Source organism: Paraconexibacter antarcticus (assembly GCF_024220175.1).
Lineage (GTDB): Bacteria > Actinomycetota > Thermoleophilia > Solirubrobacterales > Solirubrobacteraceae > Paraconexibacter > Paraconexibacter antarcticus.
In genome coordinates this window covers 3,737,209-3,758,137 of sequence record NZ_CP098502.1, presented here as the reverse complement: position 1 = coordinate 3,758,137, position 20,929 = coordinate 3,737,209, and the positions used below count along the sequence as shown (strand labels likewise).

The window sequence follows — 20,929 nt, the reverse complement described above, 5'->3', positions numbered from 1 at the left end:
GCGACGACCTCGAGCCTACGCGGCAGCGCCGGCCGCCCCCGGGGGCATGGACGCTCGCTCTACAGGTCGCGGAGTTCCTCGATGGCCGGACGCCTCAGCTCGCGGAGAGTCACGATCCTCCCGGGTTCGAAAAAGCAGGGGTAGATCACCCTGTCCACCGAAACGGGGAGAACTCCACAGCGCCCCGGGCCGGCATGCCGCGACGGCACGGCTTCGGTCGTCGAGTGTGGACGGGAGCGGCCTCCGTTCTGCGTCTGCGCGACGCGAGGGCAGTTGTCGAAACGACGCCCGGGATGGGAGTCCAAGAAGGCGATGGCGGCTGGGGGAGGCAAGGGCCGAGAGATGAGGTAGCCCTGCACGACATCGCAACCCAGGTGCCCCAGAGCGGTCCACGTGGCGTCATCCTCCACGCCTTCGGCCACGACGCGCGTGCCGAGGTTGTGCGCGAGTTGGATGGTCGACCGGACGATGGCTTCGTCCACGCCGTCCGACCGCATACGAGCGACGAACGAGCGATCGATCTTGATCTCGCTGACCGGGAGGGTTCGCAGGTGCGACAGCGAGGAGTACCCCGTCCCGAAGTCGTCCAGCGAGATCCGGACACCCGTCTCGGTCAGTTGGGTGAGCACGTCGGCGATCTGCTCGGCGTCGGACATGGTCGAGCTCTCGGTGACCTCGAGCGTCAGGTACGACGGTTCGAGACCGTGGCGCGCGAGGGCAAAGGCGACCTCGGCGGGGAAGGTGGCGTCCATCAGATCGGTGAACGTGACGTTCACCGCCACCTGGATGGGGTGACCTGCGTCGTGCCAATCGCGACAGGCGGCGAGAGCCGCGCCGATGACGGCGCGAGTGAGCTCGCGCATCATCCCGGCCTGTTCGGCAAGCCCGATGAAGGCCCCGGGCGGGAGGAGCCCACGGTGGGGGTGGCTCCAGCGCGCGAGAGCTTCCATGCCGACCACGCGACCCGTTGCGGCGTCGGCCTTCGCCTGGAAGTGCACTTCGATCTGGTCGGAGTTGATCGCGCCGGGAAGCTCGGAGGCCAGGGTGAGGTTGTCGCGCGAGTTGTCGTCGCGCGATGAGGCGTAGAGGGCGTGGCCGGCGCGGTCGCGCTTGGCCTGATACATCGCTACGTCCGCGCGCGACAGCAGTTGCTCTGCGTCGCGGGCATGGAGCGGATAGAGGGCGATCCCGACGCTCGCCGCGACGCGCAGCTGCAGGCTCTCGATCTCGAACGGCCGGCTGAAGCAGACGCCGATGCGTTCGGCGACCCGCACGGCGGCGTCGGCGTCGCAGGGTGAGCCCAGCACGACAGCGAACTCATCGCCGCCCAGTCGCGCGAGCATGTCGTTCTCGCGCAGCGCGTCCTGAACGCGCGGGCCGACTTGGCGTAGGAGCAGGTCGCCTGCTCGGTGGCCGAGTGTGTCGTTGAGCTGCTTGAACTGGTCGATGTCGATGAGCAGGACCGATGCCGGGCGCCCTGCGGTCGCGGCTGCGGCGATCGCCTCGGTGAGCGTCGTCATGAACAGCCGCCGGTTGGGCAGCGACGTCAGCTCATCGGTGACGGCCTGCACGCGGGTGACTGCCAACGTGCGCACGTCGTGGAATGTGAACGCAGCTCGGGTGACCCCGGCGATCAGCGTCGCGCCGGCGAGCAGCACCGCCGACAGCGTGAGCGGTGAGAAGTGGTCGTAGAGCAGCAACCCGATCGACGTCGAGATGAACGCGCTCGGCCCGAGGAGCACCGACCACCGATCCTGTCCCGGAGCCTCGCGGGGCGACACCGGCTGCCAAGCGGCCATCGCCAGCAGCGCCACACCCGACAGGTAGAGGAGCGTGGCTCCTGCGCTGGTGCGGGTATCGCCCTCGGCGACCTCTAGGAGCGACATGCTGTCGGCCATGTAGCTCGCGATAAAGCCCAGGCCCAGCAGAGCCCACACGCGGTCCTCCGGAAATGCTCCGCTCCCTGTCGGGGCGAACACCACCGGTGGCCTTAGAAGGTCTTTCAAAATGACGGCAGGCGCCTGAAGCAGAGGATCGCGCAAGCGAGCTTGAGGAACGCCTCGTGGATCTCGGGCTGGCGTTCGTAGCGGATCCTCAGCCGGCGGAAGTTGTGCAGGTGCGCGAAGCCGCGTTCGACGACCCAGCGCTGACGACCGAGGCCGGAGCCGTGTGCGACGCCGCGGCGGGCGATCACGGGGGTGATTCCGCGGGCCCGGACCAGACGGCGGTGCTTGTCGTGGTCATAGCCTCGGTCGGCGAGCACGACGTCGGGCTTTTGGCGTGGTCGGCCGACCTTGCCGGCGACCGGACGGGCGTGCAGATCCTCAAGCAGCGGGATCAGCTGAGTGACGTCGTTGCGGTTGCCGCCGGTCAGCGAGACGGCCAGGGGGATCCCGCCGGCGTCGACCAGGAGGTGGTGCTTTGAGCCGTTGCGCCCGCGATCTACTGGGGATGGCCCGGTGTGGAGCCCCCCAAAAGCGCACGCACATGAGAGCCGTCAACGGAGGCGCGAGACCAGTCGATCACGCCCGCGGCGTTGAGCTTGACCAGCAGCTTCTGGTGCAGCGCCTCCCAGACGCCGGCCTGCTGCCAATCGCGAAGTCGTCGCCAGCACGTGACCCCGGAGCCGTAGCCATACTCGCGCGGCAGATCCGTCCACGCGATGCCGGTGTGCAGCACGTGCAGGATGCCGTTGAGGACCAGCCGGTCATCGATCGCCTTGCGGCCCGGGTGACGACGGCGACGCACGCGGACGGGGATCAACGGCTCGATCTCCGCCCACAGCTCATCGCTGACTTCAAAGCGAGAGGGCACCTCCACGACCTCCAATCCTCAACGACACCGCCGACAGATTCCAGATCAGGAGACATAACCCTTCATTCCGAAACAGCTTCTTAGCCTCGATCCACCGATCCATCCGGGGTCTGAAGTGGAGTGACCTCCCAAGCAGGGCTTGAAAGCGGTCGTTCGCGGCGACCGCGGCTCTGCTCAGGAGGTCACCCTCATGGTGAACGAGTCGGCGGTCGTGGTGTTCGATGATGCGCGGGCGGTCGCGAACGCTGGGGTGATGCTCCCCGCGCTCCTCGCGCAGCGCCTCGGGCTTGAGCAACTCATCGAAGAGTGCGTGGATCTCGGCGACCGTCCTGGCGCGGCGAATCCGGGCCGCAAGGTCATGACGATGTGCTCGGCGATGGTCCTCGGTGCGGACTGCATCGACGACTGCGATCTGCTGCGCTCAGGACAGACCGGCGCGGTACTCGGGCATCGCGTTGCGGCGCCGTCAACGCTCGGCACGTTCCTGCGGGCGTTCACGTTCGGGCACGTCAGGCAGCTAGACCGCGTGCTTGGCCTCGCGCTTGAACGCGCGTGGGCCGCGGGCGCCGGCCCGGGCGACGAGCGGCTGGTGATCGACGTTGATTCGTTTGTCGGCGAGGTCCACGGCTACAAGAAGCAGGGCGCGGGCTACGGCTACACCCGAAAGCTCGGCTACCACCCACTGCTCGCGACCCGCGCGGACACCGGTGAGGTCCTCCACATCCGGCTGCGGAAGGGCTCGGCGAACACCTCCCGCGGCATGCTCCGCTTCTGCGAGGAGCTCATCGCCCGCGTTGATCGCGCCGGCGCCACAGGCCCGAAGCTGCTGCGCACCGACTCGGGGTTCTGGGCGAAGAAGACGTTCGTGCGGCTTGACCGGGCCGGCTGGCAGTTCTCGATCGGGATCCGCATGCAGCCTCACGTTCGCGCGCTCGTCGACGCGATCGACGAGGACGCCTGGGTGACCTTGGAGGACTACCCCAAGACCTCTGTCGCGCAGATCGCCGAGACCACGATCGGCGACTTCCGCATGATCATCCGCCGAGTCAGGACGCTCTCCCAGCAAGGCGAGCTGCTCCCGAGTTGGGAGCACTACCCGTTCGCGACCAACCGCACCGACGACCTCCAGATTGTCGAGGCTGAGCATCGCCAGCACGCCGTCGTTGAGCTCGCGATCCGCGACCTCAAAGATCAGGCGCTCGCGCACTTCCCCTCGGGCAAGTACCACGCCAACGCCGCCTGGACCGTGATCGCCGCGCTCGCGCACAACCTGCTGCGCTGGACCCAGAAGATCGCCCTCCCGGACGCCACCACCCGCACCGCGCGGACCCTCCGCCGGCGGCTGCTTCAGGTCCCCGGACGACTCGCCCGCAGCGGCCGCCGCACGCTGCTGCGGATGCCCGCCCGCTGGCCCTGGCGACAGGACTTCCTCACCGCCCTAGACCTGATCCGGGCGCTGCCGCCACCCGCCTGACACCAGGGGCTCCCGACGTTCAGCCGCAGGACCGCTGGCCTCGGCCTGCCCGCGACCACCCAAACTCACGCCACCGCGACGGCCTCAACTGGCCCCACCCGCACTGCGAATCCCTCAGCGCGCTCGATCACCCGCGCCGCCACCCCGAGCTGACCCACTCGGCCGCTGACGCGGCCCACATCAAGGCGAACGGTGGATCGAGGCTTAGCTGAGTTCGCTCGGGGAACTCCTCCATGACCCTGTCCCGAACACGCGATGGACCACGTGCATGCGCGTCCCGTCAGGCGCGGCTCACAGTCGCGGCTGATGCTTGCGCAGCGGCACTCTGGAAGTCCCCCGGTCTGGTGGACAGGTCGGGGTTAGGCCGCGTGAGCGGCCGTTGTTGTAGTCAACAGGGTCTGGTCGGGGGAGGGGGAGAAAGCCGTTCCCGTATCGCGTAGAGGGGTGTTCTCGTAGTCCACGGGGCTGAGCATCCCGAGGCGGGAGTGGCGTCGGCGGCGGTTGTAGAACGTCTCGATGTAGCCGAACACCGCTGTTCGCGCCTCGGTCTTGGTCGGCCACGAGCGGCGGTGGATGAGGTCCTTCTTCAGGCTCGCGTGGAAGCTCTCCATCGCGGCGTTGTCGTAGCAGTCGCCCTTGGATCCCATCGAGATGTCGATGTCCACGCTGCGGCAGCGCTGGGTGAAGATCAGAGACGTGTATTGCCCGCCCTGGTCGCTGTGATGTATCGGCCGCCCGTCGGGCCGGCGCCTGGCGACGGCCATCTCCAGCGCGTCGATGACGAGCTCGGCGCGCATGTGATCGGCCATCGCCCAGCCGACGATCCGGCGGCTGTAGCAGTCCATCACCGACGCCAGGTAGAGCCACCCTTCCCACGTGCGGATGTAGGTGATGTCGGCGACCCACAGCTGGTTGATCCGGGTCGGGTTGAAGTCGCGCTCCACCAGATCGGGTGCGGTCCGCACGCCCTGCACGCGGATCGTGGTGCGTCCGCGCCGTCGTTTGTGCAGGCCCGAGAGGCCGGCGTTGCGCATCAGCCGCTCCACGCGTTTGCGGCCGACCAGAACGTCGTGCTGCAGCCGCAGCTCGGCATGGATCCGCGGGGAGCCATAGGTCTTCAGCGCGTCCGTGTGGATGACCGAGATCTGGTCGGTGAGCGCCGCGTCAGCGACGGCCCGGGCCGACGGCGGCCGAACGATCCAGGCGTGATAGCCCGAGCGCGAGACCGCGAGCACACGGCACATCAGGCTGATCGAGTGGCAGGCCTTGTTCGCCAGAACGAACCGGAAGGCGATCACCGGTTCTTGTTCTCTGCCACGAAGAAGGCCGCTGCTTTTTTTAGGATCTCACGCTCCTCCGCGAGGATCCGGTTCTCCTTGCGCAGGCGCCGCAGCTCCTCGCGCTCGCTGGTGCTCAGGCCCTCCGAGCGACCTTCGTCAGCGTCAAGCTGCTCGCGCCAGCTGCGCAGCGACCCTTCCGAGACTCCGAGCTCCTTCGCCAGCTGCGGGACGGTGCGGCCGCTGGACCGCAGGAGCCGAACGGCCTCCAGGCGGAATTCCAACGAGTACGGCGGGACCTTGGGCATATGCAGACATCCTCTCGGGCTGAGCAACCTCAGCCATCAGATGTCCACGAAACCGGGGGAACTCCAAACAGCCCGGCCGGGCTGTCGGGGCCGGCCGCCCCGTCGCGCAACATGGCTGACCACTGGCCTGTGAGCACCCCGCACGCGGGGCGCGCTCGATCATCAGACGGGTCAGCCAGCGACGAACAACGGTCCAGCGGTACCCAGCCCGCGAATATCAGGCAGATCAGTCGTCGCGCAGCGGCGGCCCGCCCCGAGAACCCGGCCCACACACCACGCAAACCGACCGCCGGCGGCCGGCGACACCACACGCCCACTCGACAACCGGATCCCCATATCAGGCCATGGTGAGGCCGCCGCTGACGGACAAGGTCTGCCCGCTGATGAAGCCGGCAGACTCGCCCGCCAGGAACGCAACGGCGGCGGCGACTTCTTCCGGCTGTCCAAGGCGTTTCATCGGCACCGCGCGGGTCATCGCGCCAATGACCTTGTCGGCGTCCTCGGCGGCGTCGACGATCGCACCGAGCAGCGGTGTGTCGGTAGGGCCCGGACACACCGTGTTGGCGGTGACGCCCTTGCGGGCTGCCTCTCGGGCGATCGTCTTCGTGAAGGCGATCACGCCGCCCTTGGTCCCCGCGTAAACAGCCTCAAGTGAAGATCCGACGCGGCCGGCGTCGGAGCCGATGTTCACGATCCGGCCGAAGCCCCGTTCCATCATCCCCGGGAGCGCGGCGTGCGTCGTGCGGAGGACGCCCTTGTAGTTGATCTCGATGACTTTCTGCCAGAACTCCTCGTCGGTCTCGACGAACGGCATCAGGACATCCCATCCGGCGCAGTTGACGAGGACGTCGACCGGCCCGAGTTCTGCGGTCACGCGGGCGAATGCCGTCGCGACGGATGCCGCCGAGGTCACGTCCAGTGAAACGGCAACGGCCCGCCCGCCGTCAGCCTCGATGAGCTTGACCGTCTCGGCTGCACCGTCCTCCAACAGGTCGGCGACGGCGACCGCCCGGTCGTCTGCAGCCAGGGCCTGGGCGATCGCCCGGCCGATTCCCCGCGCTCCACCGGTGACCAGGGCTACTCGCTCAGACATCGTTTTCTCCGCTCCGTTGCAGTTTCCCGGCGGACGCTACCAAGGCGCGTGCGCGGGTGAAGCACGAGTGAACGAGCGTTGCCAACGGGAGTCACGTTCGGGAAGGGGCGACGCGCATGCTCACTCCCATCCCCGCAAGAGTTCCCACGCGACCTCGACCTCCAGTGTCATGCGCCCCAGCGCGCGCTCGAGCTTCGCCACCCGCTGGCGGAGCTCGTCGGCCTCGGTGCGCTCGACAACCGCTCGGCGCCCGTGGCGAGGAACTGCTCCGCCCCTTGCGAAGGAGGCTGTCGGCGATGTCGTGCTCGCGGCACAGCTCGGCCCTCGTGGTCGGCCAGTCCGAGGCCACGCATCATGCCCGCTCGTCGCTTCCCGAACCGCAGGAAGAGGCCGGGCCGCTTCCCGTGGCGGTACTCTCGGAGGGTGCTGATTCGTGTGCTTGACGCCGTGGGGGAGCCGGACGAGGGCGTCGAGCGCATCCTCGACGCCGCTCTCAAGACTTTCGAGGGTTTCGGGTTTCGACGGACGACGATGGACGACGTTGCGCGGGCAGCGGGCGTCTCGCGGGTGACGATCTACCGGCGGTTTGCCGGGAAGGATTCGTTGACGGAGGCCGTGATCCTCCGCGAGGCACGTCGCTTTTTCGAGGCGCTCGACGTGGCCGTCGGGCAGCGTGACACCTTCGAGGAACGTGCTGCTGAGAGCTTCGTGTTCGCGCTCGAGTTCCTGCGCGCACACCTGCTCTTCAACCGGCTGGTCACCACCGAACCCGAATCGGTCGTCCCGCATCTCACGACGCTTGGGGGGCCGGTGATCGCCGCCGCCTCCCGTCTCGTCGCCGAACGCCTCGGCGTCGAGGTGCGCGCCGGTCGTCTTCCGCCGCTCGACGTGGAGGCCACGGGCGAGATCATCGTGCGCCTCGTGCTCTCGTTCATCCTCACGCCGACGAGTGTGGTCCCTCTGGATCGCCCCGACGATATTCGGCGCTTCGCGCGCCGGTACGTTGCCCCGGCATTGATCGGCACTCCACCCGAGGGTGCCGCGAAACGCCGCCCTCGCGCGGGCCGATGAGGCACTGACGCCGCCGCGGCCGCGTGGGGGGGCGTGCGGAGGAGGGCGAGTTACGCAGCGTTGCTCGCTGTTACATTGTTGCGATGCTTGGTCGACTCCTGCTGCCGCAAACCGCGACGATCAACGCGCACGGCGCAGCGGTGGTGCTGCCGATGGCGCACGCCGCGGGCTGGCTGGGTGCAGCACTCTTCGCCGTGCCCATCTTCGCGTTGATCGTGTTCCTCAAGATCCTCTCCCAGGTCGGGGGACGTCGCCTGGAACAGGAGGCCCCGTCGGCGGTGTCCGGCGCCGGGCCCGGGGGGACTGAGGGCGGGTCCGATTGACCGACCAACCTCGGCTTCGGGCACTGGCGCTGGGGGCGCGCGTCGACAGCCGGTCCTTGTTACGGACAGTTGATTTGTGTATCTTTGTTGCCGAGACCGCAGGGGTCTTGTGAGCACCTAAATGTTCGGTGAGGACGGCAGCAAGTCGTCCTACGACGAAAGGACACGAGATGGCGATGACGACGCGGGACCCGCGCGCTGCGGGTCCCGCACGCGGGACGCAGTTCTACGAGGAGCGGCTGAGGCCGTTGCTCCCGCAGCAGGTGGGTCTGATCCACCAGTGGCCGCTGACCTTGGTGATGGTGGCGGTGGTGTATATCGCGTTCGCCGGCGGGTACTGGGACATCGGCTGGCATATCCTGAGGGGACGCGACACGCTGCTTTCGCCTCCACATGTCTTCATCCTCACGGGGCTCGGACTCGTCGCTGTGATCCTCTCCCTGTTCACGGCGATGTCGTCGGCCGCGGCGATCGAGGGGCGCCCAGTGTCCACGCCGATGCGGATGTGGCGGGGCTTGCCGTACTCGCCGATCCTCGTGATCGCCCTGGCGATGATGGCCACCCCTCAGGCCGCGTTCGGCCTCGACGAACTGTGGCATCGCACCTTCGGTCTCGACGTCACGCTGTGGAGCCCGCCGCACCTGCTGATCATCATCAGCGCCGCCGCTGCCCTCTTTGCGATCACCGCGATCATCGCCGGTGAGGCCAACATCCACGACCGCAGTCGCCGCTTGTCGGTGCTGCGGCCACTGCGCTCCATATCGCGCGGAGAGCTCCTGGCCTGCGTGGCGATGGGTTCGATGACGCTCGTCAGCATGGGGACGCTGGCCGAGTACGACTTCGACATCCCGCAGTGGGATCTCCGGCTGGGTGCGCCGCTCATGGCCATCCTCGCGGCCTTCCCGGCGTTTCTCGCGCTGACGCTCATCGGGCGCCGGTGGAGCACGACGATCGTCATGGGGCTCGTCACGATCGCGCGGCTCGCCTTCGTGGGCATCAACGATCTCGTCAACGTCCCGCACGCCGACTTCGTCGTGCTCGTGATTCCCGCTCTGATCCTCGACGGGTTCTTCATCGCGACGGGCGGCCGCCTGCGTGGTCGGCCGCTGGCGATCGCGCTAGGCGCCTTCCCGGCGCTCGTCGTGGGCAGCGAGGCAGTGCAGCAGACCTTCCGCAGCCAGCCCGTTTGGACCGGCACGCTCTCGACTCCCGGCGTGTGGATCGCCGTGGTGGCTCTCGGGGCGCTCGCCGGGTACGTCGGCGTGCGGACCGGCCGGATGCTGCGTCCCTCGGACGACCTGGTCGAGCCTGTCGCCGACGGCGTCGCAGAGCGTCCCGCTGCCGTCGCGGGGGTGGGACGATGATCGTGCGCGGTCGTACGCTTGCCCTCGCGCTGAGCGCGGTGATCGGAGCGGGCTTCTTCGTTCCCAGTACTGCCGGCGCGCGCATCCTCGTGGATGTCAACATGACCGTCATTCCCGGAAACCCGCGCATCGGGGACCCGGTGAAGATCCGCGTGGATGCGTTCCGCGACGTGCAGCAGGTGACGCCCAAACTTCCCTTCACGGAGAAGATCAGGCAGACGTCAGACCCTGCCCCGTTTCTCGCGCACGCAAGCCGGGCTCCGGACATCTACACGCTCCGCGGGGGAAAGCGCCTCTACATCCCGTTGCGGAGGACCGGGCCTCGGAGCTACGAGACGGCGACCTTCAGCTGGCCGAAGGAGGGAAGCTGGTGGACGACCCCGAGGTTCTTCCTCGACAACAAGGTCTGGGCGTTCCGCGAGCGCGTCTACGTGCGTGAGAACGGCCCGCTGTTGACCGCCCCGAAGGTGATGCGCGTGCATCTCGTGGATGAGGCGGCACCAGGAAACCCGCCCTCGTGGGCCAGGCCAACGGCTTACGTGATCATCATCGCGGTCGGACTCGTTGCCCTCATGCTCGCCATGTACGTGGCGCGGCTCATCCGGGACGCGGGATCGACGATCCCGGCGGCCGGTGCTCGTACAGTCTCCCAAGGAGGATCCCATGGATATTCGTGATCGCGTCTGCCTGGTCACCGGTGGTGCGCAGGGCATCGGGCAGGCGACGGCCGAAGCACTGGCGCGCCGCGGCGGCCGGGTGGTGGTGGCGGACGTGCAGCTTGAGAAGGCGCAGCGCGTGGCTGCATCGCTCGCCGTCCCCGGGATGGCCGTCCATCTCGACGTCACCGACAATGAGTCGATCCAGGCCGCGGTCGCCCAGGTGGCTGAGCAGCTCGGTGACATCGCGATCCTCGTCAACAACGCGGGGATCGGCGAGGGCCATCTGATCGAGCACCTGGACGAGGAGGTCTGGCAGCGCACGCTGGACGTCAACCTCACCGGCCCGTTCCGCATGGTCCAGGCGACGCTCCCGCAGCTGAAGCGCACGGGCGGGCACGTAGTGACCGTGGCCTCGCTGGCCGCGCGCATCTGGGCGCCTCTGCTCGGCCACTACAACGCGACCAAGGCTGGAGTCGCGGCGCTCAACGAGACGCTGCGGATCGAGCTGAAGCCCTACGACATCGGCGTGACGACGGTCTACTTCGGCACGATCGACACGCCGTTGCTCAGCCACGGCATGGCCGACCCCCAGGTTGCCGGGGTCCGCGACGTCCTCGGCCGGCTGCAACGGCTCGGGGTGAGCCCGCTGGTCTCGTCGCAGGACGCGGCTGAGGCGATCGTCCGGGGGATCGAGCAGGACAAGGCGGCGGTGGTCAAGCCGCGCCGCGCCTTCCCGATCTACTGGGTGAACATGCCGTTCCAGCGGCTACTGGGCAAGGCTTGCGCGAACATCCCCCGGTCGGCGGCGGAGCGGCGACGCAGCGACGACCACTCTGCCGACGAGGTGGGTGCTTTGCGCTGACGGGCGCGCCGCTGCGGTGCCGGCGGACCCCGCTCGGCGGTGGCCCGCTGCTCGCGGCCGCGCGCACCACCCTCTGATTCGTCGACACACCTGATCACGCACTGCATCTCGAACCGACAGGACCTCGCATGCTCGAAACAGCCTCATCCGCACCGGCTCCTGACCACGAGGTCGTCATCATCGGCGGCGGCTTCTCCGGCATCGGCGCGGCCATCGCGCTCACCCGGGCGCACATGAATGATTTCGTCGTGATCGAAGAGGGCAGCGGTGTCGGCGGCGCCTGGCATTGGAATACCTACCCGGGCGTCGCCGTCGATATCCCGTCCTTCAGCTATCAGTTCTCCTACGAGCAGCGCTCGGACTGGTCGCGCGTCTACGCCCCGGGCCGGGAGCTCAAGGCATACGCGGAGTCTCTGGTCGACCGCTACGGGCTGCGCCCGCGGATCCGGCTGAACACTCGCGTGACCGGCGCGGCATTCGACGACGTTCGCCACGTGTGGAGTCTCAGCACCGCCGGTGGGGACACGATCACCGCCCGGCACGTCGTCGGTGCCACCGGTGTGCTGACGCAGCCCAAGCCACCGGAGATCGACGGGCTCGAGGACTTCGCCGGCACGACGATGCACACCTCCCGATGGGACCACGCCGTGGACCTGCGCGGCAAGCGCGTGGCCGTGATCGGGACCGGTGCCTCAGCGGTGCAGCTGATCCCGGCGATCGCCCCGGAGGTTGCAGCGCTGACCGTCTTCCAGCGCACGCCGATCTGGTGCCTGCCCAAACTGGATCTGCCGCTGGCCGGTCCGCTGCGCGCAGCGATGCGATGGGTTCCCGGCACGCGCCGGGCGCTCCGCGCGGTGAGCCAGACCCTGGTCGAGCTCACCTTTCCGATCGCCGCGCACTACCCCGACCTGGTCCCGGTCGCCTCGCACGGCGAGCGGCTGGGGCGCCGACAACTGCGCCGGCAGGTTCAGGACCCTGAGGTCCGAGCGAAGCTCACACCGAGCTACAGCCTCGGATGCAAGCGGCCAAGCTTCCACAACGAGTACCTGGCGACGTACAACCGTGAGAACGTCGCCCTTGAAACCACCCCCATCGCCCGGGTCACTCCCGAGGGGGTGCAGACGAGCGACGGAGTCGAGCACCCGGTCGACGTGCTCGTCCTCGCCACGGGCTTCAAGGTCTTCGAAGCGGGCAACATGCCCCCCTTCCCGGTCACGGGCGCAGACGGCGCGGACCTCGATGAGTTCTGGGCCGAGAATCGCTTCCAGGCCTATCAGGGCGTCAGCGTCCCCGGTTTTCCCAACTACTTCACGATCCTGGGCCCCTACGCGTACAACGGTGCGTCGTACTTCACGCTTATCGAGAACCAGATGCGCCACATCGTCCGCTGCCTCAAGCACGCGCGGCGGCAGGGCGCCAGCCGGGTCGAGGTGACCCGCGAAGCCAACGACCGCTTCTTCGCCGAAGTCCTCGGCCGGCGTGATCGGCAGGTCTTCTTCCAGGGAAGCTGCGGGACCGCCAACAGCTATTACTTCGACGTCAACGGCGACGCCCCGTTCCGGCCCGCCAGCACGCTGGAAGCCGCCTGGCGCAGCGCCCGCTACGACCTCGGGGACTACCGGTTCGACCCCCCAGGCACGCGCCGCGACGCCCCCGCGGAAACCATCGGTGCCGCCGTGTGAGGCGTGGCTGGTGATCGCGACGAACAGATGCGGGTCCTGTGTCGCCCATGGTGTCCCCGCCGGGTTGGGTCCGCGCTTGCCGCGACGTCGGCGTCGCTGACCACCATCGTGGGACCGGTCCTCATCACACCGTCTCGCGTCCCCGCTGATCCGTCTGCCGGCCTACGGCGCGAGGATGTCGGGCGCGTCCTCATCGGGTCTCTCGGGACCTCTCTGGAAGGGGGGAGACTTATGCCCCCTTTGCTCGGTTGTCTGGGGCCTCGGACGGCGGCTAGCGTCCGGGAACGGCGTTCAAAGGCGCCGGTCGCCACGCGCGATCGGCAGGGAGGATGGAGATGGAGCTTGACGGACGGGTGGCCCTGGTCACGGGCGCAGGGCGCGGCATCGGCAGCGAGATCGCGCAGTTGCTGGCGGCTCGCGGAGCGAGCGTCATCGTCAACGACATCGGCGGTGACTGGCGCGGCGAAGGCGCGGATGCCACGCCGGCGGGGGAGGTCTGCGAGCAGATTCGCGCTGCCGGCGGTGTCGCCGTCGCGGACGGCGGCAGCGTCTCGGACGCGGCCGACGCGCAGGCGATGGTCCAGCGGGCGCTGGACGAGTTCGGCCATCTGGACATCGTGGTGAACAACGCGGGGATCCTCCGCGACCGGATGATCTTCTCGATGGAGGAGGCCGATTGGGACGCGGTCCTCCAGGTCCATCTGCGCGGTCACTTCCTCGTCACCCGCGCCGCGTGCGCCAACTGGCGCGCGGTGGCCAAGCAGACCGGCGCCCCGGTCGACGGCCGCATCGTATGCATGAGTTCGGAGGCGGGGTTGTACGGCAACGTCGGCCAGGCCAACTACGCGGCGGCCAAGGCGGGCATCGCCTCATTCGCGGTGACGGTCGCTCGTGAGATGCAGCGCTACGGCGTCACCTCGAACGCGATCGCGCCGCGGGCACGGACCCGCATGACCGAAGGGACCTTCGGGCAGCTGCCGACCGGCCCGAACGGCGCCGATGTCTGGAGCCCCGCCAACGTCGCCCCCCTGGTGGCGGTCCTCGCCGGCCCACAGGGCGCGCGCTACAGCGGTCAGGTCTTCGTGTGCGGTGGCGGCGTGGCGCAGGTCATCGCCCCCTACTCCGTGGCCGCTGAGGTGCACTTCGATCAGACCCCGTCGACGGAAGAGCTCGAGGCGTTCCTGGGCGACAGCCTGGGCTCCGAGGCTGGGCCGGCGCCCTTCCCCGATCTCGGGCTCACCGTCGGAGGCTGACCGTGCCGCGGCATGGTCACAACCGCAGGCTGCCGGCCGGCGCCGACGGTGCAGTGGGCCGGGCTCATTCGTGAGCTCGGCAGCAGTGCTGGACGGCAGGGACATCGCAGTCGGCTCCGAGGCCGCGGGGCGGGCGTGGATCGGGCGGTCCGGCGGGCGGTCATTGATCAACGTGGCCTGTCAGACGGCGTTCCACCGGTTGTTGGCCGTCGGGGACCTGGTCTCACACGAGGAACAGATCGTCGACGTCAGCGGGCTGAAGCAGACACGGCTCGGACCCGGGCACGTCGTCCGGACGCGGACGTCCTACTTCGACCAACATGAGCATCTGGCGACCGTCACCGAACACGTCCTGCTGCGGTTCGACGCCGTCGGGGGAGCGGGCGGTGAGCCCGCGGCGCCGGACCCCGCGGCGACCGGCCCCGCGGGCGCGGAAATCCTGCCGCCGGTGCGCCTTCACGTCGACCATCGGCGGGTGTGCCAGAACGCCGCCGCCACGTGGGACTGGTTCCCGGGCCACCATGATCCGGGCTACGCTCGCGCGCAGGGCCAGCCGACCATCTACGTCTCCACGCTCTTCTTCCAGGGCCTTGTGGACCGCCTGATCACCGACTGGGCGGGTCCCGGCGCGTTCATCCGCAGCCGCGACATCCGGATCTCCGGCTCGCTGTGCGCCGGCCAAGACGCCGTGGTCACCGGCTGGGTCCGCGACCGGCGGGCAGCCGACGAGCACGACGTCGTCGACGTCGACGCGCAGGTCAGTGGCCCCGACGGGGTCTGCGTTCACGCTGCGCTCAGCGTCGAGATACCCCACGAAGAGGACACGGAACTATGAGTACCACCGCGATTGTCGGATATGGCGCCTACGTGCCGCGCTACCGCCTGAAGCGAAGCGACATCGCCGCGACCCTGGGCACCCCACCCGGCCGCGGAGCACGTCTCGTCGCCTCCTACGACGAGGACTCCACCTCGATGGCAGTCGAGGCAGCGCGGGCGACGCTCGGGGGGTCCCGTGATCTCGGCGCGCTGTACTTCGCCACCACGGCACCAGCCTACGTCGACAAGTCCAACGCCGCGATCGTCCACGCTGCGCTGGGGCTCGGGGAGCGGTGCCTGGCCGCCGACACCGGCGGCGCCGTGCGTTCGGCCACGGCGGCGCTGCGGGCCGCGGCCTTGGATCACGGACTGGCGGTCTTCGCGGATGTCCGCGGCGGGCGCCCGGGCTCCGCCGACGAGCGCGACGGCGCCGATGCGGCCGTGGCTCTCGCGTTTGGCCACGCGTCCGACGAGCAGGCGATCGCCGAGATCCTGGCGACCGTGAGCATCTCGGGTGAGGTACACGACCGGTGGCGACTCCCGGGGGAGAGCAGCAGCCACACCTGGGAGGAGCGCTTTGCCGTCGGCTTTCTGACTGCGGCGGCCACCAAGGCCACCGCGGCGGTCCTCGGCGAGGCGGGTATCACGGGCGCTCCCGAGCACGTCGTCGTGTCCAGCCCGCACACGCGGGCGGCCGCCCAGGTACGCCGGGGGTTTGCGAAGGAGGCGATCGTCGATGGTCCGGTGCTCGCCGGCGGGCACGCCGGGACCGCCGACATCGGCCTGCAGCTGATCGCGGCGCTGGATCGCGCCGCGCCTGGTGACACGATCCTGGCCGTGCAGATCTCGGACGGCTGCGACGCGCTCGTGCTCCGGGTGCTGCCGGGTGCCCTTCAGGCGCCGAACCGCGGCAAGCTCGCGGTTGCGCTGGCCGGGGGCGAGCCGGTGCCGTACCCGGCCTATCTGACCTGGCGAGGCCGGCTCGACCGAGAGCCGCCCCGGCGGCCGGAGCCGACCCCACCCGCGGGGCCGCCGGTCGCCCGCAACGCGAGCTGGAAGTTCGGCTTCGTCGGCTCGCGCTGCACTGCCTGCGACCACGTCCACCTTCCACCGCAGCGGGTCTGCACCGGATGCGGGGTCGTCGACGCGATGGAGGACGTGCGGATGGCCGACCGGCCTGCGACCGTCGCGAACCTGACGGTCGACCGCCTGGCCTACTCACTGGCGCCGCCGGTCACCAACGTGGTCCTGGACTTCGACGGCGGCGGACGCTTCGCTTGCCAGGTGGCAGATGCGGCGTTCGGATCCGTCGCGCTCGGCGACCGCATGGACCTCACCTTCCGCCGGCTCTTCACTGCCGGCGGCATTCACAACTACTTCTGGAAGGCGCGTCCGCTGGACGTGGCCGCTACCGGAGCGACGGAGGCGGCTCATGGCCAGTAACGGGATCTGCGACCGCGTGGCGATCGTCGGCATGGGCTGCACGCCCTTCGGCGAGCACTGGGACAGTTCGGTCGACGACCTGATGGTCGACGCCGTGCAGGAGTGCGTGGGTTCGGTCCCCGACTTCACCCGCGAATCGGTCGACGCCTACTGGCTCGGGACGATGGGCTCTGGCTCCTCGGGCATGACGCTCTCGCGTCCGCTCAAGATCGACCACAAGCCGGTCACCCGGGTGGAGAACTTCTGCGCCACCGGATCGGAGGCGTTCCGCAACGCCTGCTACGCGGTGGCGTCCGGCGCCTACGACTGCGTGATGGCCGTCGGGGCCGAGAAGCTGAAGGACTCGGGTTTCTCCGGGCTCGTGCTGCCGGCGCTCCCCGGGGACGGCACCGAGAGCGACCTGACGGCGCCGGCGCTGTTCTCGTTGCTGGTTCCGGCGTATTCCCAGGCGTACGGCGTCGACGAGGACGTCATGAAGCGCGTGATGACGCGGATCGCCTACAAGAACCACGCGAACGGGGCCAAGAACGAGCGCGCGCAGTTCCGCAAGGTGGTTTCGGAGGAGACGATCGCCTGTTCGCCGCTGGTGGCGGGGCCGCTGGGTATCTTCGACTGCTCGGGCGTCGCCGACGGCGCGGCCGCGGCGCTGATCGTCCGCGCGGAGGACGCGCACCGGTACTCCGACAACCCGATCTACGTCAAGGCGCTGTCGCTGATCGCCGGACCGGGGCAGGGCTCCCAGGACCCGCGTTACGATTTCACGTCGTTCACGGAGGTGGTGGCGTGCGCCAAAGATGCGTACGCCCAGGCGGGCGTGACGGATCCGCGCACGCAGATCTCGATGGCCGAGGTCCATGACTGCTTCACGCCGACTGAGCTCGTGCTGATGGAGGATCTCGGCTTCTCCGAACGGGGGGCCGGCTGGCAAGACGTCCTCGACGGGCACTTCGACCTGGACGGGCGTCTGCCCGTCAACCCCGACGGAGGTCTGAAGTCGTTCGGGCATCCGATCGGGGCCAGCGGCCTGCGGATGCTGTTCGAGATGTGGCTGCAGCTCCGGGGGGAGGCCGGTGAGCGCCAGCTCGAGAACCCGCGGCTCGGCCTCACGCAGAACCTCGGCGGGCAGCCGGGAGCCTGCGTGTCGTTCATCTCCATCGTCGGACGGGAACCGAACTGACATGAGCAGCACGGCGACCAATCCATGCCGGCTCGGCGCCGGCACCGGCTACTGGGGAGACATGGTCGATCCCGCGCTCGAGCTGCTCGAGCACGGCGAGCTGGACGCGATGGGCTTCGACCTGCTCGCGGAGCTCAGCGTGGCTGCGCTTCAGCGGGCACGCCTGCGGAACCCGGAGAAGGGCCATATCCCCGACACTGCCGGGATCTTCGCCCAGTGCCTGCCGCCGGCCCGCCGCAACGGCGTCACGATCGTGACCAACGCCGGGGGCGCCAACCCGCAGGCCGCCGCCCGGGCGATCGCCGGGGTTGCCTGCGAGCAGGGCGACGCCGAGCTGCGGCTCGGCGTCATCGAGGGCGACGACCTGACCGAGCGCCTTGACGCCATCCGGCGGTCTGGCTGGCGCTTCACGAACATGGACACGGGGGAGGAAGACGTCGACTCGATCGCCGACCAGATCGTCGCGGCACACGCCTACCTCGGATGCGATGGGGTCATCGAGGCCCTCGGCGGCGGCGCCGACGTCGTCGTCGGTGGGCGGCTCGCGGACTCGGCGCTGTATTCCGGGCCGTTGATGCACCACTACGGCTGGACCCCGCAGAGCTGCACCGACGCCCAGCGCGGCGCGGCGCTGACGGTCGGCCACCTGCTCGAGTGCGGCGGCGCCTCGAGCGGCGGCATGACATCGCAGTGGCGGGAGTCCGAGGAGCCGTGGCGGATCGGCTATCCCCTGGCGGAGGTGGCCGACGACGGCAGCGCCGTGATCACCAAGCTCCCGGGCAGCGGCGGCATCGTCAACGAGTGGACCATCAAGGAGCAGATGCTCTACGAAGTCCACGACCCGCGCGACTACCGGCTTCCGGACGGCGTCGTCGACCTCTCCGGCGTCACCGTCACCGAGCTCGAGAAAAACCGGATGCTCGTGGCGGGCATGTCGGCGGGCCCGCCACCGGAGCTGCTCAAGGTCCAGATCGGCTACGAGGACGGCTTCATCGGCGAGGGCCGCGTGCTGCTTCCCTGGCCTGACGCGTTCGAGAAGGCCGAGTGGTGCGAGCGCTTCGTCCGCCGGCGGCTCGAGTACCTGAACGTGAACGTGCGGGAGATCCAGCTCGATCACGTCGGCCGCAATACGCTGGCCGGCCCGTCGGCCCCCGGGGCCACCGGTGACCGTGACATCAACGAGATCGAACTGCGCGTGGCGGTCCGCACCGATACCCGCGCCGAGGCCGAGCTCGCCCGGCGGACTATCGTGCACCTGGCCACAGCCGGGCCGGTGGGAACGGCCGTGAACCTGCCGCCGCCGGTGCGCAAGGTGATCGCGCTCTGGCCGACCCTGGTGCCCCGTGACCAGGTCGACGTCCGCGTCGCCGTCCTCCGCGCCGATGAGGTGGTGTCCCATGCACGTGCATGATCTCGCGTACCTGCGCTCCGGCGACAAGGGCGACGTGTCCAACGTGGCGGTGATGGCCCGCAACGCCGACGCCTACGCGCTGCTCGAGGACGCGCTCGTTCCCGAGCGGATCCTCCAGCACCTCGATGGGCTGGTGAGCGGCCCGGTGGTCGTCCACGCCCTTCCGAACCTGCACGCTTTCGAGGTCGTCATGCACGGCGCCCTCGGCGGTGGCGCGACGCGGACCTTGCGCTTCGACGAGACCGGGAAGTCGATGGGCGCCGTGCTGTCCCGCATGGCGGTCGACACCTGATGCTGATGACCGCCACGGCGTTGCCGACGCAGATCACCGGTCGCGAGGACCTCTTCCACCGCAACCGTTCGGCGATGCTCGAGCGGCTCGCCGAGCTCGATGCGGCGCACGCCGGTGTGCGCGCCGGTGGGGGCGAGCGGTACGTCGCGCGGCATGTGGAGCGGGGCAAGCTCGTCGTGCGTGACCGGCTCGAGCTCCTCCTCGATCCGGACAGCCCGTTCCTTGAGCTCTCGCCGCTGGCCGGATGGGGAACCGAGTTCCCGGTCGGCGGCAACGTGGTGACGGGCATCGGGTATGTGGAGGACGTCGAGTGCGCGGTCATCGCCCACGATGCCACGATTCGCGGTGGCTCGCTGAACCCCGTCTCGTTCAAGAAGCTCATGCGGACGATGGTCATCGCGCGTGAGAACCATCTGCCGCTGATCAATCTCGTGGAATCCGGTGGAGGGGACCTGCCGTCGCAGCTCGATGTCGCGATCCCTGGTGGCGCCATGTACCGCGACCTGGCCAAGTTGTCGCGCGCCTCGATTCCCACCATCGCGCTGGTGTTTGGCAACGCGACTGCTGGCGGCGCCTACTTCCCCGGCATGTGCGACTACACCGTCTTCGTCAAAGGGCAGGCGAAGGTCTTCCTCGGCGGTCCGCCGCTGGTGAAGATGGCGACAGGCGAGATCTCCGACGATGAGTCCCTCGGCGGCGCCGACATGCACTCACGAGTCTCCGGTCTCGCCGACTACATGGCGAGCGACGAGGTCGACTGCCTGCGCCTGGGCCGCCAGATCGTGCGCAACCTCAACCGCCAGAAGCAGGGGCCGGGGCCGGTCGAGTCTCCGGATCCGCCGCTCCACGACCCGCAGGAGCTGCTCGGGATCGCCCCCGCCGACCTGACGGTGCCGTTCGACCCGCGCGAGGTTCTGGCCCGGATGGTCGACGGGTCGCGCTTCGACGAGTTCAAGCCGCGCTACGGCGCGAACCTGGTGACCGGGTGGGCGAGCATCCACGGCTTTCGCGTCGGCGTGCTCGCCAACCACCGCGGCATCCTCTTCTCGGAGGAGGCGCGCAAGGCGACGCAGTTCATCCAGCTGGCCAACCAGATAGACGTCCCCCTGATCTTCCTCCAGAACACCACCGGTTTCATGGTCGGCAAGGAGTACGAGCAGGGCGGCATCATCAAGGACGGCGCCAAGATGATCCACACCGTCTCCAACAGCACGGTGCCGCACATCACGGTCGTGCTCGGTGCCGCGTACGGTGCCGGCGTGTACGCCATGAGCGGGCGGGCGTTCAACCCGCGCTTCATGTTCAGCTGGCCCAACGCGAAGAGCGCCGTGATGGGTCCGGCCCAGCTCGCCGGTGTTCTCAGCATCGTCGCGCGAGCCGGCGCGGAGGCGCGCGGCATCCCGTTCGACGCGGAGGAGGACCGCCGTCAGGCAGCCGCGGTGGAGGAGCAGATCGAGTCCGAGTCCCTCGCGCCGATCATGAGCGGTCGCCTCTACGACGACGCGGTCATCGACCCGCGGGACACGCGAACCGTCCTCGGCCTGGCCCTGTCGGTCTGCCATTCGGCACCCGTCGAGGGCGCGGCGGGCTTCGGGGTGTTCCGCCCGTGA

The 20,929-nt window shown here is 69.1% G+C and carries 17 protein-coding genes and 1 pseudogene; 14 read left to right on the top strand and 4 right to left on the bottom strand.

Annotated elements, in window-relative coordinates; all coding sequences use genetic code 11:
- Positions 1–59 precede the first annotated feature (59 nt).
- Together NBH00_RS18350 and NBH00_RS18345 are read right to left on the bottom strand one after the other, a co-directional pair.
- A complete protein-coding gene (locus tag NBH00_RS18350) occupies positions 60–1,937 on the bottom strand; it encodes a putative bifunctional diguanylate cyclase/phosphodiesterase (protein WP_254570035.1) in 1,878 nt (625 codons plus the stop codon).
- A 65-nt stretch (positions 1,938–2,002) separates the two neighbouring features.
- A protein-coding gene (locus tag NBH00_RS18345; protein ID WP_437126595.1) for an IS5 family transposase occupies positions 2,003–2,820 on the bottom strand; the annotation gives its coding sequence in 2 pieces (ribosomal slippage) (positions 2,003–2,475 and positions 2,475–2,820; 819 coding nt in all).
- 184 nt (positions 2,821–3,004) lie between these two features.
- Here NBH00_RS18345 and NBH00_RS18340 point away from each other — a divergent pair.
- Positions 3,005–4,288: an IS1380 family transposase gene (locus NBH00_RS18340; protein WP_254570034.1), complete on the top strand. Its 1,284-nt coding sequence runs from the start codon at positions 3,005–3,007 to the stop codon at positions 4,286–4,288.
- Between the two features lie 449 nt (positions 4,289–4,737).
- Here the strand turns inward: NBH00_RS18340 and NBH00_RS18335 are convergent.
- Both NBH00_RS18335 and NBH00_RS18330 read right to left on the bottom strand, forming a co-directional pair.
- Positions 4,738–5,873 (bottom strand): annotated as a pseudogene (locus NBH00_RS18335) (IS3 family transposase); the annotation flags it as partial.
- Between the two features lie 337 nt (positions 5,874–6,210).
- Positions 6,211–6,966 (bottom strand): SDR family NAD(P)-dependent oxidoreductase, encoded by a 756-nt coding sequence (locus NBH00_RS18330; RefSeq protein ID WP_254570033.1) that lies wholly within the window; start codon positions 6,964–6,966, stop codon positions 6,211–6,213.
- A gap of 423 nt (positions 6,967–7,389) precedes the next feature.
- Here NBH00_RS18330 and NBH00_RS18325 point away from each other — a divergent pair, with 423 nt between their 5' ends.
- The 13 genes from NBH00_RS18325 to NBH00_RS18265 all read left to right on the top strand — a co-directional run bounded on the left by NBH00_RS18325 (position 7,390) and on the right by NBH00_RS18265 (position 20,929).
- Positions 7,390–8,037: a TetR/AcrR family transcriptional regulator gene (locus NBH00_RS18325; RefSeq protein WP_254570032.1), complete on the top strand. Its 648-nt coding sequence runs from the start codon at positions 7,390–7,392 to the stop codon at positions 8,035–8,037.
- 83 nt (positions 8,038–8,120) lie between these two features.
- Positions 8,121–8,360 (top strand): hypothetical protein, encoded by a 240-nt coding sequence (locus NBH00_RS18320; protein WP_254570031.1) that lies wholly within the window; start codon positions 8,121–8,123, stop codon positions 8,358–8,360.
- Between the two features lie 170 nt (positions 8,361–8,530).
- Positions 8,531–9,724, top strand: coding sequence for a hypothetical protein (locus NBH00_RS18315; RefSeq protein ID WP_254570030.1), 1,194 nt, complete (start codon positions 8,531–8,533; stop codon positions 9,722–9,724).
- Positions 9,721–10,401 carry a hypothetical protein gene (locus NBH00_RS18310; RefSeq protein WP_254570029.1) on the top strand — a complete coding sequence of 227 codons (681 nt, stop codon included), beginning with the start codon at positions 9,721–9,723 and terminating at the stop codon, positions 10,399–10,401. The genes NBH00_RS18315 and NBH00_RS18310 overlap by 4 nt, the downstream gene beginning before the upstream one ends.
- Positions 10,388–11,245: an SDR family oxidoreductase gene (locus tag NBH00_RS18305; RefSeq protein ID WP_254570028.1), complete on the top strand. Its 858-nt coding sequence runs from the start codon at positions 10,388–10,390 to the stop codon at positions 11,243–11,245. The genes NBH00_RS18310 and NBH00_RS18305 overlap by 14 nt, the downstream gene beginning before the upstream one ends.
- Positions 11,246–11,373: 128 nt before the next feature.
- Entirely contained in the window at positions 11,374–12,927 is a 1,554-nt protein-coding gene (locus NBH00_RS18300) for a flavin-containing monooxygenase (RefSeq protein ID WP_254570027.1), read from the top strand.
- 335 nt (positions 12,928–13,262) lie between these two features.
- On the top strand, positions 13,263–14,180 hold the full coding sequence (locus tag NBH00_RS18295) for an SDR family NAD(P)-dependent oxidoreductase (RefSeq protein WP_254570026.1): 918 nt from the start codon (positions 13,263–13,265) through the stop codon (positions 14,178–14,180).
- A 70-nt stretch (positions 14,181–14,250) separates the two neighbouring features.
- Positions 14,251–15,015 (top strand): hotdog family protein, encoded by a 765-nt coding sequence (locus NBH00_RS18290; protein ID WP_254570025.1) that lies wholly within the window; start codon positions 14,251–14,253, stop codon positions 15,013–15,015.
- Positions 15,012–16,439: a zinc ribbon domain-containing protein gene (locus NBH00_RS18285; protein WP_254570024.1), complete on the top strand. Its 1,428-nt coding sequence runs from the start codon at positions 15,012–15,014 to the stop codon at positions 16,437–16,439. Before NBH00_RS18290 ends, NBH00_RS18285 begins: the two co-directional genes overlap by 4 nt.
- Entirely contained in the window at positions 16,429–17,616 is a 1,188-nt protein-coding gene (locus NBH00_RS18280; protein ID WP_367401263.1) for an acetyl-CoA acetyltransferase, read from the top strand. Before NBH00_RS18285 ends, NBH00_RS18280 begins: the two co-directional genes overlap by 11 nt.
- 1 nt (position 17,617) lies before the next feature.
- Positions 17,618–19,027 carry an acyclic terpene utilization AtuA family protein gene (locus NBH00_RS18275; protein ID WP_254570022.1) on the top strand — a complete coding sequence of 470 codons (1,410 nt, stop codon included), beginning with the start codon at positions 17,618–17,620 and terminating at the stop codon, positions 19,025–19,027.
- The gene (locus NBH00_RS18270) at positions 19,014–19,319 is read left to right on the top strand and encodes an AtuA-related protein (protein WP_254570021.1); all 306 of its coding nucleotides are present in this window, start codon (positions 19,014–19,016) and stop codon (positions 19,317–19,319) included. The genes NBH00_RS18275 and NBH00_RS18270 overlap by 14 nt, the downstream gene beginning before the upstream one ends.
- Before the next feature lie 74 nt (positions 19,320–19,393).
- Positions 19,394–20,929: an acyl-CoA carboxylase subunit beta gene (locus NBH00_RS18265; RefSeq protein ID WP_254570020.1), complete on the top strand. Its 1,536-nt coding sequence runs from the start codon at positions 19,394–19,396 to the stop codon at positions 20,927–20,929.

Excerpts from the sequence above, each read along its gene's own strand:
- NBH00_RS18275 (WP_254570022.1), top strand. The coding sequence starts at position 17,618 with ATGAGCAGCACGGCGACCAATCCATGCCGGCTCGGCGCCGGCACCGGC.
- NBH00_RS18340 (WP_254570034.1), top strand. The coding sequence starts at position 3,005 with ATGGTGAACGAGTCGGCGGTCGTGGTGTTCGATGATGCGCGGGCGGTC.
- NBH00_RS18305 (WP_254570028.1), top strand. The coding sequence starts at position 10,388 with ATGGATATTCGTGATCGCGTCTGCCTGGTCACCGGTGGTGCGCAGGGC.
- NBH00_RS18300 (WP_254570027.1), top strand. The coding sequence starts at position 11,374 with ATGCTCGAAACAGCCTCATCCGCACCGGCTCCTGACCACGAGGTCGTC.
- NBH00_RS18315 (WP_254570030.1), top strand. The coding sequence starts at position 8,531 with ATGGCGATGACGACGCGGGACCCGCGCGCTGCGGGTCCCGCACGCGGG.
- NBH00_RS18270 (WP_254570021.1), top strand. The coding sequence starts at position 19,014 with ATGCACGTGCATGATCTCGCGTACCTGCGCTCCGGCGACAAGGGCGAC.
- NBH00_RS18295 (WP_254570026.1), top strand. The coding sequence starts at position 13,263 with ATGGAGCTTGACGGACGGGTGGCCCTGGTCACGGGCGCAGGGCGCGGC.
- NBH00_RS18330 (WP_254570033.1), bottom strand. The coding sequence starts at position 6,966 with ATGTCTGAGCGAGTAGCCCTGGTCACCGGTGGAGCGCGGGGAATCGGC.
- NBH00_RS18265 (WP_254570020.1), top strand. The coding sequence starts at position 19,394 with ATGCTCGAGCGGCTCGCCGAGCTCGATGCGGCGCACGCCGGTGTGCGC.
- NBH00_RS18280 (WP_367401263.1), top strand. The coding sequence starts at position 16,429 with ATGGCCAGTAACGGGATCTGCGACCGCGTGGCGATCGTCGGCATGGGC.
- NBH00_RS18285 (WP_254570024.1), top strand. The coding sequence starts at position 15,012 with ATGAGTACCACCGCGATTGTCGGATATGGCGCCTACGTGCCGCGCTAC.
- NBH00_RS18310 (WP_254570029.1), top strand. The coding sequence starts at position 9,721 with ATGATCGTGCGCGGTCGTACGCTTGCCCTCGCGCTGAGCGCGGTGATC.
- NBH00_RS18320 (WP_254570031.1), top strand. The coding sequence starts at position 8,121 with ATGCTTGGTCGACTCCTGCTGCCGCAAACCGCGACGATCAACGCGCAC.